The organism is Desulfatitalea tepidiphila, assembly GCF_001293685.1.
Taxonomy (GTDB): Bacteria; Desulfobacterota; Desulfobacteria; order Desulfobacterales; family Desulfosarcinaceae; genus Desulfatitalea; species Desulfatitalea tepidiphila.
In genome coordinates this window covers 490,726-506,792 of sequence record NZ_BCAG01000006.1, presented here as the reverse complement: position 1 = coordinate 506,792, position 16,067 = coordinate 490,726, and the positions used below count along the sequence as shown (strand labels likewise).

13 protein-coding genes are annotated in these 16,067 nt (G+C 61.5%); 5 read left to right on the top strand and 8 right to left on the bottom strand.

Going from position 1 to position 16,067, the window contains the following annotated elements; genetic code table 11:
- Positions 1-36: 36 nt before the first annotated feature.
- The 5 genes from DFT_RS26380 (at position 37) to alr (ending at position 5,802) form a co-directional block, all read left to right on the top strand.
- Complete coding sequence (locus DFT_RS26380; protein ID WP_161807230.1) at positions 37-210, top strand: hypothetical protein; 174 nt, start codon at positions 37-39, stop codon at positions 208-210.
- An 84-nt stretch (positions 211-294) separates the two neighbouring features.
- Positions 295-2,136 (top strand): FapA family protein, encoded by a 1,842-nt coding sequence (locus tag DFT_RS22175; protein ID WP_054033424.1) that lies wholly within the window; start codon positions 295-297, stop codon positions 2,134-2,136.
- Between the two features lie 118 nt (positions 2,137-2,254).
- Positions 2,255-3,505 carry a thiolase family protein gene (locus DFT_RS22170; protein WP_054033422.1) on the top strand — a complete coding sequence of 417 codons (1,251 nt, stop codon included), beginning with the start codon at positions 2,255-2,257 and terminating at the stop codon, positions 3,503-3,505.
- A gap of 8 nt (positions 3,506-3,513) precedes the next feature.
- Positions 3,514-4,626: an alanine dehydrogenase gene (gene ald, locus DFT_RS22165; protein WP_054033420.1), complete on the top strand. Its 1,113-nt coding sequence runs from the start codon at positions 3,514-3,516 to the stop codon at positions 4,624-4,626.
- Positions 4,627-5,802, top strand: a complete 1,176-nt coding sequence (alr, locus tag DFT_RS22160) for an alanine racemase (protein ID WP_054033418.1) — start codon at positions 4,627-4,629, stop codon at positions 5,800-5,802.
- On the opposite strand, the gene DFT_RS22155 is transcribed toward alr, so the two are convergent.
- From DFT_RS22155 to DFT_RS22120, 8 genes are all read right to left on the bottom strand, one after another.
- Positions 5,780-6,454, bottom strand: coding sequence for a YiaD family glycine zipper/OmpA-like lipoprotein (locus tag DFT_RS22155; protein ID WP_054033416.1), 675 nt, complete (start codon positions 6,452-6,454; stop codon positions 5,780-5,782). The two genes, alr and DFT_RS22155, sit on opposite strands and share 23 nt — an antisense overlap.
- 42 nt (positions 6,455-6,496) lie before the next feature.
- Positions 6,497-7,321: a phosphoribosylformimino-5-aminoimidazole carboxamide ribotide isomerase gene (hisA, locus tag DFT_RS22150; protein ID WP_305791200.1), complete on the bottom strand. Its 825-nt coding sequence runs from the start codon at positions 7,319-7,321 to the stop codon at positions 6,497-6,499.
- 97 nt (positions 7,322-7,418) lie between these two features.
- Entirely contained in the window at positions 7,419-7,874 is a 456-nt protein-coding gene (locus tag DFT_RS22145) for a hypothetical protein (RefSeq protein WP_054033414.1), read from the bottom strand.
- A 77-nt stretch (positions 7,875-7,951) separates the two neighbouring features.
- The gene (locus DFT_RS22140) at positions 7,952-10,681 is read right to left on the bottom strand and encodes a nitric oxide reductase activation protein NorD (RefSeq protein ID WP_054033412.1); all 2,730 of its coding nucleotides are present in this window, start codon (positions 10,679-10,681) and stop codon (positions 7,952-7,954) included.
- Between the two features lie 101 nt (positions 10,682-10,782).
- Positions 10,783-11,118: a PAAR domain-containing protein gene (locus tag DFT_RS22135; RefSeq protein WP_076750832.1), complete on the bottom strand. Its 336-nt coding sequence runs from the start codon at positions 11,116-11,118 to the stop codon at positions 10,783-10,785.
- Between the two features lie 24 nt (positions 11,119-11,142).
- Positions 11,143-12,144: a T6SS immunity protein Tli4 family protein gene (locus tag DFT_RS22130; protein WP_152972116.1), complete on the bottom strand. Its 1,002-nt coding sequence runs from the start codon at positions 12,142-12,144 to the stop codon at positions 11,143-11,145.
- Positions 12,141-13,769, bottom strand: coding sequence for an alpha/beta hydrolase (locus DFT_RS22125; protein ID WP_054033408.1), 1,629 nt, complete (start codon positions 13,767-13,769; stop codon positions 12,141-12,143). The genes DFT_RS22130 and DFT_RS22125 overlap by 4 nt, the downstream gene beginning before the upstream one ends.
- Complete coding sequence (locus DFT_RS22120) at positions 13,759-16,059, bottom strand: type VI secretion system Vgr family protein (protein ID WP_054033406.1); 2,301 nt, start codon at positions 16,057-16,059, stop codon at positions 13,759-13,761. The genes DFT_RS22125 and DFT_RS22120 overlap by 11 nt, the downstream gene beginning before the upstream one ends.
- Positions 16,060-16,067 lie beyond the last annotated feature (8 nt).

Here is a 16,067-nt window from a genome sequence, read left to right as displayed (position 1 = left end):
CATGCATGATGAGGATCGGCCCGGAAGGAATCGTACATGGAATTATCACCCATAAGCACCAATACGGCAATGGCGGGTATCGTGCGCCAGCTCGAGACCAATGCCACGATGCAAACGGCCATTCTCAAGCAGATGGCCGAAAGCCAGCAGGAGATGGCCGAAATGTTGCAGCAGCTCGGTCTTGGACTGAGCGTCGATTTACACGGGTGATGCCCGAAGTGCCTGTTTTTAATAAAGTTTAGCGCACCGATGGCGATAGCAGGCATGAGTCCGTACGGCCGAGGGGGGGCACCTATGCCGAGTTTGCAACGCCAGGACGAAATGTTCGGCGACATTGCAGTGAGAGAAAACCTGGTGACCAGGGAGAAGATCGAACGCGCCCTGGTGATCCAGCGCTGCATTTCGGGCCGAACCAAAGTCTATATGCCCCTCGGATCCGTGCTGCACAAAATGGGGTTGTTGACCGAGGAGCAGGTGGACCGGGTGCTGGCCTTGAAAAACGGCATCCTGCCTGAAGAGGCGGCGGCAGGGGAAGATGCGGCTGTTGACAACGGCCCCCAGTATTGCGACCCGAACACCTGTCTGAACATCGCCGTCTCCGATGACAAGCTCACCGTTACCATCGCACCGGCGGGTAATAACTTTGTCGCACCCCCGATCCATGATGTCAAACGCCTCTTGGCAGAGCGCGAGATCGTTTTCGGCCTGATCAGCGATCAATTGCTCTCCGCCCACCTCGAAAAGAGCCCCATGCCCATCGACCCCTTTATCGTTGCGCGGGGAGAACCACCTGTTCCAGGACGACCGGCCGAAGTGCGCTACTATTTCGACACCGATCCCATGCGCATCGGCACCCTGCTCGAAGATGGCACCATGGATTGGAAAAACCGTGGCGACATCCCCCAGGTCAAGGAGGGGGATCTGCTGGCGGAAAAAGAGGGCGGTGACCCAGGCCGGCCGGGAACCAATGTCTATGGTCTGGAAGTGCCGCCGCCGCGGATCAAGGAACCGGCCTTGAAGTTTACCAAGGGTGCCGGACGGTCGGAAGACGGGCAGCAGATCGTGGCCAAATGCGACGGCATGCCCAAGCTCGGTATCGATGGCCGCATCGGTGTGTTCAAGGTGCTGCCCATCGATGGGGATATCGGCGTCGAAACCGGCAATATCGACTTTGACGGCCACATAGAGGTCAATGGCGGCGTTACCAGTGGTTACAAGGTGACCGGCGCCAGCCTGAGCGTCAAGGAGATTCAGAATGCCAGGATCGAACTGAGCGAGGATCTGATCAGCGATGCCGGCATTTATGGGTCCAAGGTTATCGTCGGTGGGAACCTGAAGGCGAGCCACCTCCACAATTCCACGGTGGAGGTGCTGGGCGACCTGGTAGTGCAAAAGGAGATCTTCGGTTGCACTATCGCCATCAACGGCCGTTGCCTGGTGGAGAGCGGCAAGATCATCGCCTCCACGATCACGGCAAAAAAGGGGGTCCAGGTCAAAGACATCGGCACCCAGGCGTCCAAGCCCAGCGAGCTGACCGTGGGGGTGGATTTCAAGTTCCAGCGCGACATGGAGCTGGCCGAACAACAGATCGAGCAGTTGGCCGAGTCGCGCGCGGCGGCCGAAGCGGAGGTGGCCCAGCTCAGGGGCCGAATCGATGATCTGGATGCAGAGTTGGGCGCCGTGGCACAGGACCAGGACGGTTGCATGGTGCAAAAGCGTCAGCTTGAAGCAAAGCTCGAGACGCCGACCATCGCCGCCAGCGCCGAAAAACGGAGCCTGATTGAGGAGCTGATAGACGATTTGGGGAAAAAATACGATCAGCTCGATGAGCAAGTCAAAAGAATCATGTCCCAGGACGACCTGGTGCGCGCCAAGATGGCCGCCTTGCAACATCAGATCAAGGAGATGGAAGAGCAGAGCGACGCCGCGGCGGAACAAATGGCGGTTTTGGAGGAGGCCGCCAAACTCGATCCCGGCATCCCGGTGGTCAAGGCCAGCGGCATGGTCTACTCTAAAACCTCGGTGGTCGGTCCCCACAAAAAGATCATTATCCCCAATGAGATGCAAAACGTTCGCATCGCCGAGTACGAGGAAGATCCCAAACAATACGCCATGAAGATTTCAAGTCTCCGCTAGTTGCTTGACAGCTACCCCACCCTAGGCTAACTCTACCCACGAGCTTTTCAGGTCCCTGCTGTAGACCCGGTCCAAATCCGTGTTGTGGCCGAAACCCATTCAAATTGAAGGAGAGGTTATGAAAGACGTCGTTATCGTTTCGGCTTGCCGAACGGCTATCGGTGGTTTTGGGGGTTCCTTGCGCGATCAACATGCCGCCCACATCGCCAGTGTGTCGATGAAGGAGGCCCTATCGCGCGCCAAACTCGATCCGGCCCTGGTCGACGATGTGCGTTTCGGCTGCTGCATGGAGCCGGCCGATGCGCTGAACGTCACCCGCGTCGGCGCTCTGCTGGCCGGTATTCCTGACAGCGTGCCAGCCGTGACCATCAATCGGGTCTGTATTTCCGGCATGGAGGCGGTCATCTCCGGCATGGCCATGATTCAAACCGGGATGGCGGACATCATCCTGGCCGGCGGCGTGGAGCACATGTCCGGCGTCGCCTATCAGGTGCCCAAGGCGCGCTGGGGCTGCCGCCTCCAGGACCACACCTTTGTGGATGCGCTCATCTGGGCCCTGCACTGCGGATCGCACATCATCCCCCATCCCGAAGACGGTCCGGTGGATGCAAGCCAGCCGCCGCTGAGCCTCTTTAAAGGCAAACCCTATATCATGGGGCACACGACCGAATTCATCGCCCAGCATCACGGCATTTCCCGCGAGGAGATGGACGAGGTGGCCCTGCGCAGCCACAACAATGCCGAGCGTGCCACCCGCGACGGCGACTTCAAACCCGAAATCGTGCCCATTGAAATCCCCCGCAAAAAGAAAGAGCCCCTGGTGTTCGACAAGGACGAGCATTTCCGCCCCGGCCTGACCATGGCCGATCTTCAGAAACTGCCCCCGGCCTTTATACCCAACACCGGCAAGGTGACCGCCGGCAACAGCAGCGGCATCAACGATGGCTCGGCCGCCATGGTGATCATGTCCGCCGAAAAAGCCAAGGAGCTCGGCTTGCAGCCCCTGGCACGCATCCGGGCCGTGGGCCGCGGGGCCTGCCATCCCTCGGTCATGGGACTTTCCCCGGTGCCGGCGGTGCGCCATCTGCTCGACCACAGCGATTTGAAGCTGTCCGACTTCGAACTGATCGAACTCAACGAGGCCTTTGCCGGTCAATACCTGGGGTGCGAACGGGAATTGAACCTCAACCGCGAGATCACCAATGTCAACGGCTCGGGCATCGGGCTGGGCCATCCGGTGGGCGCCACCGGTTGCCGTATCATGGTCACCCTCCTGCATCTGCTGCGCAGCCGGGGCAAGAACCTGGGGCTGGCCACCCTGTGCGGCGGCGGCGGCGTATCCATGGCCTGCGCCATCGAGACCCTATAGGAGTTCTTATGATCATCGGGGTGCTCAAAGAGATCAAGGCCGAAGAGAACCGGGTGGCCATGACGCCGGCCGGCGTGGAGATGCTGCACCGCGCCGGCCATACTATTCTGGTGGAAAAGGGGGCCGGCCGGGGCAGCGGTTTTCCCGATGAGGCCTATGCCCAGGCCGGGGCCCAAATCACGGCCAAGGCGGCAGCCATCTACAAGAAGGCCGAGATGGTGATGCACGTCAAGGAACCCTTGCCCCAGGAGTATGGGCTGATCCGATCCGGTCAGATCGTTTTCACCTATTTGCATCTGGCCGCCAACGAAACGCTGACCCGGGCCCTGATCGACGCCGGATCGGTCAACATCGCCTACGAAACCATCAAAAAGACGGACGGGACCCTGCCGCTGCTCACCCCCATGAGCGAAGTGGCCGGGCGCATGGCCATCCAGCAGGCCGCCAAATACCTCGAAATGGCACAGGGCGGCCGCGGCGTGCTGCTGGGCGGCGTACCGGGCGTCGATCCGGCCACCGTCGTGATCATCGGCGGCGGCGTGGTCGGCACCCATGCGGCCAGGATGGCCTGCGGCCTGGGGGCCAAGGTCTATCTGCTCGACAACAATCTTCAACGCTTGAGGCATCTGGCCGAGGTCATGCCGGCCAACTGTTTTTTGCTCATGTCCAGTCCGGCCGTTCTGCGCGATCTGATCCAGAAGGCCGACGCGGTGATCGGTGCGGTGCTGATTCCCGGCGCCAAGGCGCCCCGCCTGGTGACCCGGGAGATGCTCAAGACCATGAAACCAGGGTCGGTGCTGGTGGATGTGGCCATCGATCAGGGGGGATGCTTCGAGACATCCCGTCCCACGACCCATGCCGATCCGGTGTATGTGGTGGATGGCATCGTTCACTACACCGTGGCCAACATGCCGGGGGCCGTGGCCAAGACCTCCACCTGGGCCCTGACCAATGCCACTTTGCCGTATGCCCTGGAGATTGCCGACAAGGGATGGCACCGGGCCATGCAGGAGAGCGCGGAGATGAGATCCGGTGCCAACGTCGTTCTGGGCAAAGTAACCCACCCGGCGGTGGCCGAAGCCTTCGGGATGACCTATTCACCGTTGGAGCAGGTGCTTTAAATGGCAGGACCGGCATCTGCGCACCTGGTCTGGGCCGAGATCGACCTGACCGCCATTGCCCATAACGTCCGCGAGCTGCGGCGCATCGTCGATCCGAAGGCGCGCCTGCTGGTGGCGGTCAAGGCCAATGCCTATGGTCACGGTGCCGAGCAGGTGGCGCGCATGGCCCTGACAAACGGGGCCACGGACCTGGGGGTGGCCCGCATCGACGAGGGGCTGGCGCTGCGACGGGCCGGTATCGCGGCTCCCATCCTGATTTTTGGATTCACGCCGTCCGACCGGACGGCCGAATTGATCACCCATGCCCTCGTGCCCGCGGTCTATTCCCTGGAAAACGCCCGGGCCATGGCCGCCGCAGCCCGGACCCAAGGCCGAACCCTGCCGGTTCATATCAAGGTCGATACGGGCATGGGGCGACTGGGAATTCCTTGCGGGGATCAGGGCGGCGCCGGTATCGACACGGCCGCCGAGACGGTCGAACGCATCTCCCGGATCGACGGCCTCGTCATCCAGGGGATTTTCACCCATTTCGCCACCGCCGATCAGGCCGACAAAGGCTACGCCCGCCGGCAGTTCGATCTTTTTTCGAGACTTCTCGATCGGTTGGCCTCCCGCGGGGTGAAGGTAGGGTTGCGTCACGCCGCCAACAGCGGCGCCATCATGGAGATGCCCGAGACCCATCTGGATATGGTGCGGGCCGGCATCTCCCTCTACGGTCTCTATCCCTCCGAAGAGGTCGATCGCGGCCGCATCGATTTGAAGCCGGCCCTTTCACTCAAAGCCAGGATCGTCCATCTCAAACCGGTGACGGCCGGCACCTGCATCAGTTACGGATGCACCTTCCAGACACGCAAACCCACAGTTATCGCCACCGTGCCGATCGGATATGCCGACGGTTACAGCCGGGGATTGTCCAACCGGGGCACCATGCTGGTCCGCGGGCAACGGGTGCCCATCGTCGGCCGGGTCTGCATGGATCTAACCATGATCGACGTGGGCGGGGTGCCGGGTGTATCTATGGGCGACGAGGTGGTGTTGATCGGCCGTCAGAATGGGGCCGGGATCAGCGCCGATGAAGTCGCCGCGACGCTGAGCACCATCAACTATGAGGTGGTGGCGGCCCTGACAGATCGGGTGCCGAGGGTCTATATCCTCAATTCTGAACGATCGGGCTGATCTGAATGGTCACCCGTCGGTTGGCCGATCGGCCTTCGGGGGTGCTGTTCGAGGCGATGGGCTGGGTTTCGCCCCGGCCCGCGATGAGCAGACGCTCTGGCAACACCTTCTGGCCCGCCAGGTATTCGGCCACGCTGCGCGCCCGCCGTTCGGACAACTGCTGATTGTAGCTCTCCGCGCCCACATCGTCGGTATGGCCGATCACGTCGATGGTGGTCTTGTTATATTCGTTGAGCACGATGGCCACCGAGTTGAGCACCTCGTAAAAATCGGCGCTGATGTCCGATGAGTCGGTGCGGAAGGTGACATTGCCGGGCATGTTCAGCATGATCTGGTCTCCGACGCGGGTCACGCTGACGCCCGAGTTGCCCAGGCGCTGGCGCAGCTTGGCTTCCTGGACATCCATATAGTAGCCGACACCGCCGCCGGCCAGGGCGCCGACGCCGGCGCCGATCAGGGCATTGCGCTGCCGGTCCTTGCTCTTGGCGGTGATCAGGCCGATGGCCGCGCCACCCAGAGCACCCACACCGGCGCCGATGGCCGCCTTGCTCACCTGTTTTTCCTGGGTATAGGGATTGATGGTCGTACAGGCAGAAAGGGCGAATTGGGCACACAGTGCCAGAGCGAACCAACGGGTCATCGTTTTCTTCATTTTTTCCTCCTCTTGGGGCCGTTGCGCCTGGTCCGCAGACGGTTAACGTCGCTTGGTGTTTTTGGAATGGCCGCCGCCATAGCGGCGCGCCAGGTCACGATACGCCAGCTGGCGGCCGCCGAAGATATCCAACGCACTGCCCACCGTAAAGTCGATGCGGCCGTCTCCCAAGCGTTGGATGGTTTCCAGGGCGGCCTGGGAATCTATACCACCGGCGTAGGTGATCGGAATGCCCGCCCATCGGCCGAGCAGGGCCACCAGGTCGGTTTCGATACCCTGGCAGCGGCCTTCGACGTCCACGCCGTGCACCAGGTACTCATAACAGAAAGGCGCCAGGCGGTCCAGAAGCCGGGGCGTGATACATTCACGCGTAAACGTCTGCCATCGGTCGGTGACGATAAAATAATCGTCGCCCTTGCGCCGGCAGCTCAAGTCGAGGACCAGGCGATCCGGACCCACGAGGCGGCTTAGCTGCCGGAGCCGATCCATATCCACGGTGCCGTGGTGAAACACCCAGGAGGTCACGATGACCGCCGCGGCGCCCGCATCGAGCCATCGGGCGGCATTGTCTATTGTCACTCCCCCGCCGAGTTGCAGACCGCCGGGCCATGCGGCCAGGGCCGCTTCGGCCGCCTGCCGGTTGCCGGGTCCCAATTGAATGACATGGCCGCCGGTCAGGTTGTCCCGCCGGTAAAGGCGGGCGAACCACTCGGGGGGTTGCCCGGTTTCGAAATTGGTCTGCACCCCTTCCGGATCGTCGTCCGACAGGGAGCCGCCCACGATTTGTTTGACTTTGCCTTGATGCAGGTCGATGCAGGGGCGAAAACGCATGGTGTCGATGGCCCTATCCTCGCGATAATCGAGCATTCGCCGAGCGAAAAACCTTCTCTTACCATCTTTTGCCGACACTGAGAAGCCATGAATGGCCTTGGCAGATATTGGATTTTTTCGGTGTCGTCAAATTTCACCGTTGCGCCGATGCCGCTTCGCTCTGTTCGATCAATTCCATCACGGTTTCCAGCATGGGCGATGGCAATGGCCGCCATTTGGGGTGCATGGCCTTGTCGTCGAACCAGGTGAACTCAACGGCGTCGATCTTGGCCGGAATGACACGCTCGTTGTTCATGCCATAGCGTGAGGCGGGGTAATACTCCACATAGGTCATCCGCTGGGGTGCGATGTTGAATTGATGGGCGACGCAGGTGGCGATGTGGCTCGTACAGCTACGTACCGACACCGATCTCAAGCCGGTGCCGGTGTGCGGCAGGTCGGACACGACCACCACGATGGGCTTCAGAAGCGTGACGTTCCTGTGGTCGCCCCGTGACAGATCGAAAATACGAAGGCGGCATCTGCCGGCCGCCAGCTGATAGACGCCGCCGAACCCCTTCCAGGTGAAAATATCGTCATGGATCAACATGGCCACTCCGTTGTTTGAGATGGCAGATAAGCTAATCATGCGAAGCGGTTTCGTCGAGACCGGGAAAAGAATGGTCCTTATAACCGCTTGGTCAGGGTGCCGTACAACCGGACCAGCTTGTCGGGCAATTCGCGCACATCTCCGATGACATGGTGGTGCAGGCGTCCGTAGAGATCGTCGAGTCTCGGATCGCTGCCGATGTTGACGGTGATGGCCTTGACATGAATGCTTTTGGCGCGGGCCTCCTGCACCGCGCGCCGGGTGTCGGCGATGGCGTAGTCGGCCTTGTAGCCCAGGTCGTTGGGAAAGCCGTCGCTGACGATGATGATCAGTCTCACCCGCGACGGCACCGGCGCCAGGCAGGCGGTGGCGTGGCGGATGGCGGCGCCCATGCGGGTGCTGCGTTGGGGCGTGAGGGCCGACAAGCGCGCCTGAACCTTTCCGGCGAAGGGATCGTCGAACCCTTTGATGCGGAAATAGTCCACCGAGTGACGGCCGGTGCCTGAGAACCCGGCGATGGCAAAGGTGTCTCCCACCACCTGGAGGGCTTCGCAAAAAAGCACCAGGGCCTCCTTGGCGACCTCCAGTACCGTGCCTCTTCCCCCGACGACAGGATTGGCCGTGGATCGCGATAGATCGACCAACAGCAGGACGGCCACGTCCCGTTCGTGTTTGAGCCGTTTGATGAAGAGGCGGTCCGAAGGCGTGCGGCCGGAGCGCAGGTCCACCGCAAAGTCGATGAGAGCGCGATGGTCGAAGGCGTCGCCGTCCGGCCACTGCCGCAGGATGGTCAAGCCCTCGGGTTTGAGATACTCGAAAGCCCTGCGGATGTGCGCCACCAGACCACGGTAATGATCCAGGGTGCGACGGTAAAAATCGCCGTTGCCGCCGGCGGGCACCACCGACTCCTGCACACGGACATGATCATGCAGATAGTCCTGGAGTTGGTCGTTCCACTCCGGGTAACGAAACCCGGTCGTATCGTCGCCGGACACCCCCGCCGATTGAACCCCGGCCTTTTCCAGCAGAAGATTCAGGTCAGCCTCGTTCAAATCGAGGGACAAGGCGGCCTGGCGGCCCCTGATCCGGGCGCGCGACAAGACGAGGCTGCGCACGTCCTCGGCGGAGAGGCGGCCCTGCCCGTCGCTCAGTTTGTCCTGCACGTCGGACAGATAGACGGAGAGCCCCTGTTCGGCCAGCCGGATCTTGACCCTTGCGGCTTGCATTTGCTGTTCGGCCGAAGCCCTGGCGACCAGGTCCCAGTGCAGGCGGCGTCCGAAGGGGGTGGTCAACCGGTCGTATCGCCGGTGCGAGGCGCGCAATTCCGCGATGAAGTCGTCATAGGCCAGGCAGACCAGTCGAGCGCAGCATTCGATCGGGGCGTTCGCGTTCAGGTGGCCGCGCCACGTTGCGGCCCGTTTGTGAAAAAGAGGAGCAGGGTGCCGGTACGTGCCGGCGGGTCCGATCGGCATATCCAGCACCAGGTGATCGTAGAGTCCCACCAGAACAGATGATCTGGATGAGGATCGCTTCAGAAGCAGCGCTTCGGCCCGCAGCAGGGGCAGGGCCTGTTTCATCAAGCCAGGATAATGGCCGGCCAGGTAGCCCGTGTTTCGGGTCTGGGCGAAGAGTTCGAAAAGATCCTCGGCCAGGCCGGGATGGTCGAAGCCGTTGATAAACCGCAGGACATCGTTCGCCGTCGCGTCGGCGGCCTGCTCCCGTCGGGTGCTGTGTTCGGCCACCTCGGGATAGAGATCCACAGCTTTCTCGAGATCGAAGGCAAAGGTGCCGTTTTCGAAATATCCGGCTTCCAGGCGGACCAGGATTTTGGCCAGTTGAAGGTTGTCGTCGCGGCGTTCGAAGCGGTCGATCTCGTCGGCCAGATAGATCGTTCTGCCATCCGAGGCGATCCATTGAATGTCCGTTCGAGTGGGGCCCGAGAGCGCCTTGACGGGCACCGGCCGACCGATTCGGGCATTGAGGTAGCGGTCAAGAGGGCCCTTGACCTGGGCGAGGGGCACCACCACGAGCAGTCGGGCATAGGCCGCCTGGCCCGCCTTGGAGGACAACCCGATAAAGGCGAGACCTGCATTGGCCGATTGGCGATATCTGGCCAGGGCCTGGTCGAGGTAATCGTTCAGGTCCCGGGGCGCCAGAAGTCCCAATCCGTTTTGCATCCCTTCCAGAAAGGCGTCCACCAGTTGCAGATCGATCGCCACCACCCGGACAAAGGCTTCGATCTGGGCGGCCCGGCGTCGCGGCACAAAGCTTCGCACCGCCCTGGGAACCACATAGACCAGCCGGACGCTCAGGTTGTAACTGATCTGCTGTTCGAAAAGCGTTGACAGGAGTTCCAGATAGGCCCGGGCCGATGCCCCCTCGCCCGCTTGGAGCAGCTCGGTCAGGACGGCCAGGGGCTCTTTGAGGGTATAGGTGCCCTTGGTGCGCATGATCGCCAGGGCGTGTGTGAAGGGTTCGAGCAGCGGAGGATCGGCTAAGAGGACCGCGGCCAGGTGGTCGGCCAGGATGCGCCCCAACGCCGGACCAGTGCGGGTGGCTTCGCGGACCCGATCCATGTAAACGGTCGTTTTGGATGGATCGCCCCGTTCGACCAGGCGCATCAAACCGTCGCTGACAGAGCGGCCCAGGCCGGCCTCCTGGGTCAGCGCCCAGATCATGTCATCCACCACCCGGGCAAGCCATTCGTCATCGGGCCGGTCGGCGAGCAATGCCAGTCGTCCGGTCACCCGGACATGAGTCTCCGGATCGGCGATGCGCAGTTTTTCCAGTGGGGCCATTTCGTTCATGATGATGTGGGCTATATCCGGATTCGGGTGCAAAGACAAGGTGGGGTCAGGGAGATGCCGCCCCCGGACAGCCCAGGGGTTTGGAGGGAATGACGAGGCGGTTATTCGCCGGCTTCGATGTCAGGGCTGCCCTCCACGATAGCGCCCATGCCGCCGCAATGCCGGGTGATGTCGCCCACCCGGGCTGCTGGCCGGCCGTCGATATAAATCGACTGGCTCGCCCCGGCCACGGTCCAGACATTGGCGCCGCAGCACTGGGCGTGCTTTCCCGTGTCGCCCAATCGCAATGCGGGTTTTTGATTGATCAGGACGGTGTCGGACCCGGTCACGGCGGGGCCGATCACCGTATGGCTGCATTCCGGACACCCGTGGCTGTCTTTTTCCGCGCGGGCCTTGTCTCCGAGCCGGGCCAAACCGGGCAAGGGGTCCTCCTTCATCGTTATGATCCTTTGAGATGTCGGTCAGCGATCCTGTCTGCCTGCCGCGCACATGGAATCGAGGAGCGCATCCCACAGGTATAGTTTTTCTTCCAGGTGTCCGTCCCTGGATTCCATATCGACGACGACCCTGGGCCAATGGGCGGAATCCTTTTTCCCCAAATGCATCCAGGTGAAGGACAGGGTATTGCGGCCGTTTTCCGTAAATCTTTCGATCAACTCTTCGCCCGGCAGGCCTGCGACCGTGCGCTGGCCGGAACGCAGCTTCTCGATCTTCAGATCTCCGACGAGCTTCATCATCAGGGAGTTGGCCGCCCGCTCCAACAGGCCGATCTTGTTTTCCTCGTGCACCACCCAGGTCATGATATGAATTTTGAGCCGATCGTCCAACGCATGTTCCCGAAAGACGATATCCACGCTCTCTTTATATTCGAAGGGCAGATCGACGGCACCGTACCGCAGGTAAAAGGCATCGCGGCCGTCGACGACCTCGACACGGTTGAACCGCTTTTCCGGGGCACGATAGGCCCGGGCGATGTCGGTGGAAATTTCATAGATCGTCTCCTTGGCAGAGAGCTTTTTGTCCCACGCCTTGATCCATAAGCCGGTTGGACCCGTATTGAGCAACAAATCCATGGCGCCATAGTGGGGATCCAACGGTTCATTGAAGTATAGTACCGTTTTACACCACACTCCGATTCCAGCGATCTCCCGCTCTTCGATGAGCGCACTGGACACCCCTTTAGGCGCCTCGCGTCGGTTAATTTTTTCAATGTGATGGTTCCAAGTATTTAGGGGGTCTTCTTTGTCTTGCCAGACGATTTCCTCGATTTTGCGACCCTGAAAAGAGTATCCGCCGGAAAAGGTCATGGCGGCAGGGATGTCGACGACAAAGCGGCCGACGCCGCAGGTGCGCGTGTGTTCGTTGAAACGGTGCATGGGTTGGTTCCTGTTCGTTGGGGCGCAGCCGGCCATGATGGCAACTGTTGCCAGGGCGGCCGCCCATCTGCAAAAGATGGGGCTCATGCGCCGGTTTCGTGTCTGATCTTGGCTTTGCATAGGTTTTCAATCACCTTTATCGTGATGTGCCGGGCCGTCGCCGTGTTAAAGATCCGGTCGTGGGTTCGGGCATGGTCGTTTTCATCGTCGGCATCGATGGACACCGTTCCGTCGGGGCCCTTGTCGTAAAAACTGGGGCGGGCGGCCAGGGCACGGCCCGATGCGTCGGGCACCGTGCCGTCGCCCGAGCCTGTGGGCGGCGATACCGCGTAAGCCCAGATCGATTCGGTGTGCCAGCGGTTGGGGATCTCGAAGGCCGCCGGATCGTCCAGATACATATCGCGATCGGTATCGATCACCTGGTTGTGCGCGTCGCGGAACTCGAAAAAGTGCTTGCCCTCCAGATGCTGCAGGTCGAAGAGCTGCCGGCCGGAAAACTTCTGGCAGCCGATTTCGATGCGATCTGGGGTTTCGAGCGCCGTACCGTAAAACTGGTAGGTTTCGGGATGGGCGTAGTTGCCGAGATTCTCATGGAATACCTTGGCCTTGTTTAAATTGAAGGAGAAATTGTGCCACGCACTTTTGTCTTCACTTGTATGGCGGCTGTTTTTGCGACTGGTTTTTTCTCCCAGCCACCGGGGATCGATCAAGCGAAAGGGGGCCTCTTTGGCGCCGTAGATTTCGTCGTAGGGATCGCCCCGGCGGGGCAGATCGAGGCTGTGGCCGTGGCGGCCCCGGTAGTGCAGCCACTCGGCGCGGCCCTCGTTGGTGCGGTACGCCCGGGTGGGCAGCAGCTCCAGGCCGCCGGGCATGTGGGCCATGAGCAGGGTCACCTCAGGGCCTTCGTCGCCCAGCACCCGTTCGGTGAGCGTGTCGGAGATCTTGCGGATCGGATGGCACAGCCAGTCCCACAGCGAGCCGTCCAGCTCCCGGAACCCGTGCTTGATGCGCTGGTAGGCGGCCGGGGCCCCGAAGGCGGGCTGGGCGCCGTGCAGCACCCCCAGCACTTTGGATTCGGCGCCGTGCAGCTTGCAGGCCGAGCGGGCCACCAGCCCGCCCATGGAGTGGGTCACCAGGATCACCTGCCGGCAGGGCTGGATCCGGCCCTGTTCATCGATCACCCGGTCGATGTAGTCCGCCAGGGCCCGGCCCGAGGCGTGGCTGGAATCGGTCCAGTTGTAGCCGAAGGCGTACACCGGAAGGTCGAAGCAGACATCCAAAGTCGCGGGCCACTCGTGGCCGGCCAGGGCGCCGAGCAGGCTGCCGTAATGCTGCCAGGCCACCGTGCCCCATCCGCGATCTCTTCCCGGTTCGGGCACTTCGGCGTTGTCCGGATCGACGACCAGGAAACCATCGCTGTAAATTGTATCCCCGATGAGATACTTTTTGCGATCCTCGGGGGTGATAAAAATCCGCCCATACTTTATCAGCATGAATCCCTTGGCATCCGGATCCCACACCTTATCCCCACCCGCGGCTTGTTTGAGACGGCTGCCCATGATGCCGGGAACCAGGATGATGGGCAGGGTCTCCTTGCGGATGGCGATCTGATTGATCAATGGATCATTCTCCGGTGCGGTCTTGAGTCCCTGGATCGGCTTGAACAGATCCTGCCACCCGATGTCGATACGGTGGATGCGCTCATGAATCATCGCATTTGTCCTGTGTTTCCATCCCTTGAGATCCCTTGATCGCCTCCGCATCAAGGCAAAAACCATTCAGGCGCAGGCCATACTCTCCAGTCGGCACGTCCCGGTTCCAGATGGCGTTGAAAGACGAATCGAGCGGCCCGGGTTTTGTCATCCGCGTCGGGCCGTCGATGTCATAGCCTGTTTGCAACCATGCGGACAGATCGATTTTGGAATCGGCCAGGGTCTTTGCATGCTGAAAGCAAGCCGACAGGTTTTCGACATCGGGCAGGTTGCAGTCGTTTTTCCGATTCGGTTCCATGGCCACATCATCGGGTGACGCTTTCCCGTGTGAATCTCTTCCGGCGGCCGGTGGACCATCGGTTTGGCCGGGCAACGCCCCGATCACCTCCTGGGGCTGCCGCGGGGCCTGGACAATACAGCCGCGGCCCGTTCCCGGGCTGCCACCGCTGTTGAGCTTGATGCGGGGGCCGACCAGCGACACCCCGTCCGCATCGATGGTCATGAATCCGGCCCCGGCCTTGAGGGTCAGGGTCTTGCCGGCCGAAATCAACAATTCGGTGCCGGCGTCGATATGGATCTGGCGATCGCTGGCCAGGCCGTAATGGCCGGCGACCCTCTCCTGACGGTCGCGGCCGACGGTTTGGGACACGCTGCCGTCGACCTGCTGGATGCTGTCGGCGTGAACTGTGAGGTGGGCGTCGCCCGCAATCGCTTCGATCACATCCTTTTCGATGCGAGTGTGGGCATTGGCGCCCACGCGGGTGCGTCGGTCGTTGTTTACTTGCAGGTCCATGTCCCGCTGGGCATGGACGAAGATGTGTTCTTGCGCATGTCGATCCTCGAAACGGATTTCGTTAAAGCCACCGCCGCCCGGTGTACAGAGGCTTTTGAACGTAGAGATGCTTTTGTGGGCGGGCAGGTCGTAGGGTGGCGGATTTTCGCCGTGAAAGGCCCGGCCGGTGATCAGGGGGCGATCCGGGTCGCCTTCGAGGAAGTCGACCACCACCTCCTGGCCAATGCGCGGGATGAACATGCTGCCCCAGCCCGTGCCGGCCCAGCTCTGGCTCACCCGCAACCAGCACGAGCTGCGATCGCCGGACCGACCCCGGCGGTCCCAGTGAAAACGGACCTTTACCCGCCCGTACCGGTCGGTGTAAATTTCTTCGTCTTTGGGTCCGGAGACGATGGCGGTCTGGACACCCGGAACCGTAGGCTTTTGCATAGGTGCGGGTCGGAAAGGCACATCGGCGGGCAGCGCCTCGAAGTCGTTGATATATCGGGTGCCCCGGCCATGGTCGCTTCGTTCGGCCAGCACCTGGGGCTGCTCGCCGCGGTGAACGATCGACTGGAGCAGAAAATCTCCTGCACTATCGCCGCTGTCCAAATGGAACGTAAACCCGGGAACAAAGCGGGCCACCACGCCCTGCCCCTTGATCGTGCGGCGGGTCATCACCGTCTGCTCCAGGCGTACCCTAGCCAGTCGGCGGCCATTTTCGGGCAGTGCATAGATGCCGGGATAATCGTAGCGTTCGAGGCGGGCGAAGCGGTCGCACTGATCGCCGGTGGTGAGGTCAAGGGCCGGCTTTTTGAAGTTGAAATCGCGCTGGGTATAGCGGCCGCTCGTGATGCGTCGCTCGTGCTGGATCGTCAGGATGGTCTCCCGGTCGGCCGATAGACCGCCTCCAGGGTTCAGCGATATCGGTTCTCCGTCGGGAAGGGGGGGATAACACACCGTGCCGTCGCCAAAGACCATCCGATGCTGATCCCGGCCGTGTTCGAAGAAAAAGAAGATGCCTTCTTCGGCCAGCAGGCGGCGGATGAAATGCAGATCGCTTTCGCGGTACTGTACACAATAATTTCGCCGGATATACTTCTCTTGAAGACGGAAGACATAGGCCTCTGGAGTGATGCCGGCCTCCTCGAAGACCTGGGCCACGATACCGGGCACATCCAGATCCTGGAAGATCCGGCAGTCGTGGCGCAGATCGAGCAGGGCGGCCTGTGGCATCAGCAGAGCGTCGTAAAGATGGAACCGTCCCGATCGACCGGTGTGCCGGCAGAGGTATACGACGCCATGGAAGAACCGATCGCCATCGTTGCTGTCGATGGTCAGCAGACCGCTATGGCCCAAGGCCGCATCCGTTTCGATCTCTTCTTCGACGGCCAGATTCAACTCCACACGGTACAACTCGGACAGGTCCTCCCGGGCCTTGAAGGCGGCCACCCTAAAAGAGATGCCGCCGGCCCGGAAGTGAAAGCGGGATTGATTGGATGCCGTGTGACCGGCCATTTTGCCTC

Coding starts and splice junctions, on each gene's coding strand:
- DFT_RS22135 (WP_076750832.1), bottom strand. CDS start 11,118: ATGAAGGAGGACCCCTTGCCCGGTTTGGCCCGGCTCGGAGACAAGGCC.
- DFT_RS22125 (WP_054033408.1), bottom strand. CDS start 13,769: ATGATTCATGAGCGCATCCACCGTATCGACATCGGGTGGCAGGATCTG.
- DFT_RS22170 (WP_054033422.1), top strand. CDS start 2,255: ATGAAAGACGTCGTTATCGTTTCGGCTTGCCGAACGGCTATCGGTGGT.
- DFT_RS22130 (WP_152972116.1), bottom strand. CDS start 12,144: ATGAGCCCCATCTTTTGCAGATGGGCGGCCGCCCTGGCAACAGTTGCC.
- DFT_RS26380 (WP_161807230.1), top strand. CDS start 37: ATGGAATTATCACCCATAAGCACCAATACGGCAATGGCGGGTATCGTG.
- hisA (WP_305791200.1), bottom strand. CDS start 7,321: ATGCTCGATTATCGCGAGGATAGGGCCATCGACACCATGCGTTTTCGC.
- DFT_RS22120 (WP_054033406.1), bottom strand. CDS start 16,059: ATGGCCGGTCACACGGCATCCAATCAATCCCGCTTTCACTTCCGGGCC.
- DFT_RS22140 (WP_054033412.1), bottom strand. CDS start 10,681: ATGAACGAAATGGCCCCACTGGAAAAACTGCGCATCGCCGATCCGGAG.
- alr (WP_054033418.1), top strand. CDS start 4,627: ATGGCAGGACCGGCATCTGCGCACCTGGTCTGGGCCGAGATCGACCTG.
- DFT_RS22155 (WP_054033416.1), bottom strand. CDS start 6,454: ATGAAGAAAACGATGACCCGTTGGTTCGCTCTGGCACTGTGTGCCCAA.
- DFT_RS22145 (WP_054033414.1), bottom strand. CDS start 7,874: ATGTTGATCCATGACGATATTTTCACCTGGAAGGGGTTCGGCGGCGTC.
- ald (WP_054033420.1), top strand. CDS start 3,514: ATGATCATCGGGGTGCTCAAAGAGATCAAGGCCGAAGAGAACCGGGTG.
- DFT_RS22175 (WP_054033424.1), top strand. CDS start 295: ATGCCGAGTTTGCAACGCCAGGACGAAATGTTCGGCGACATTGCAGTG.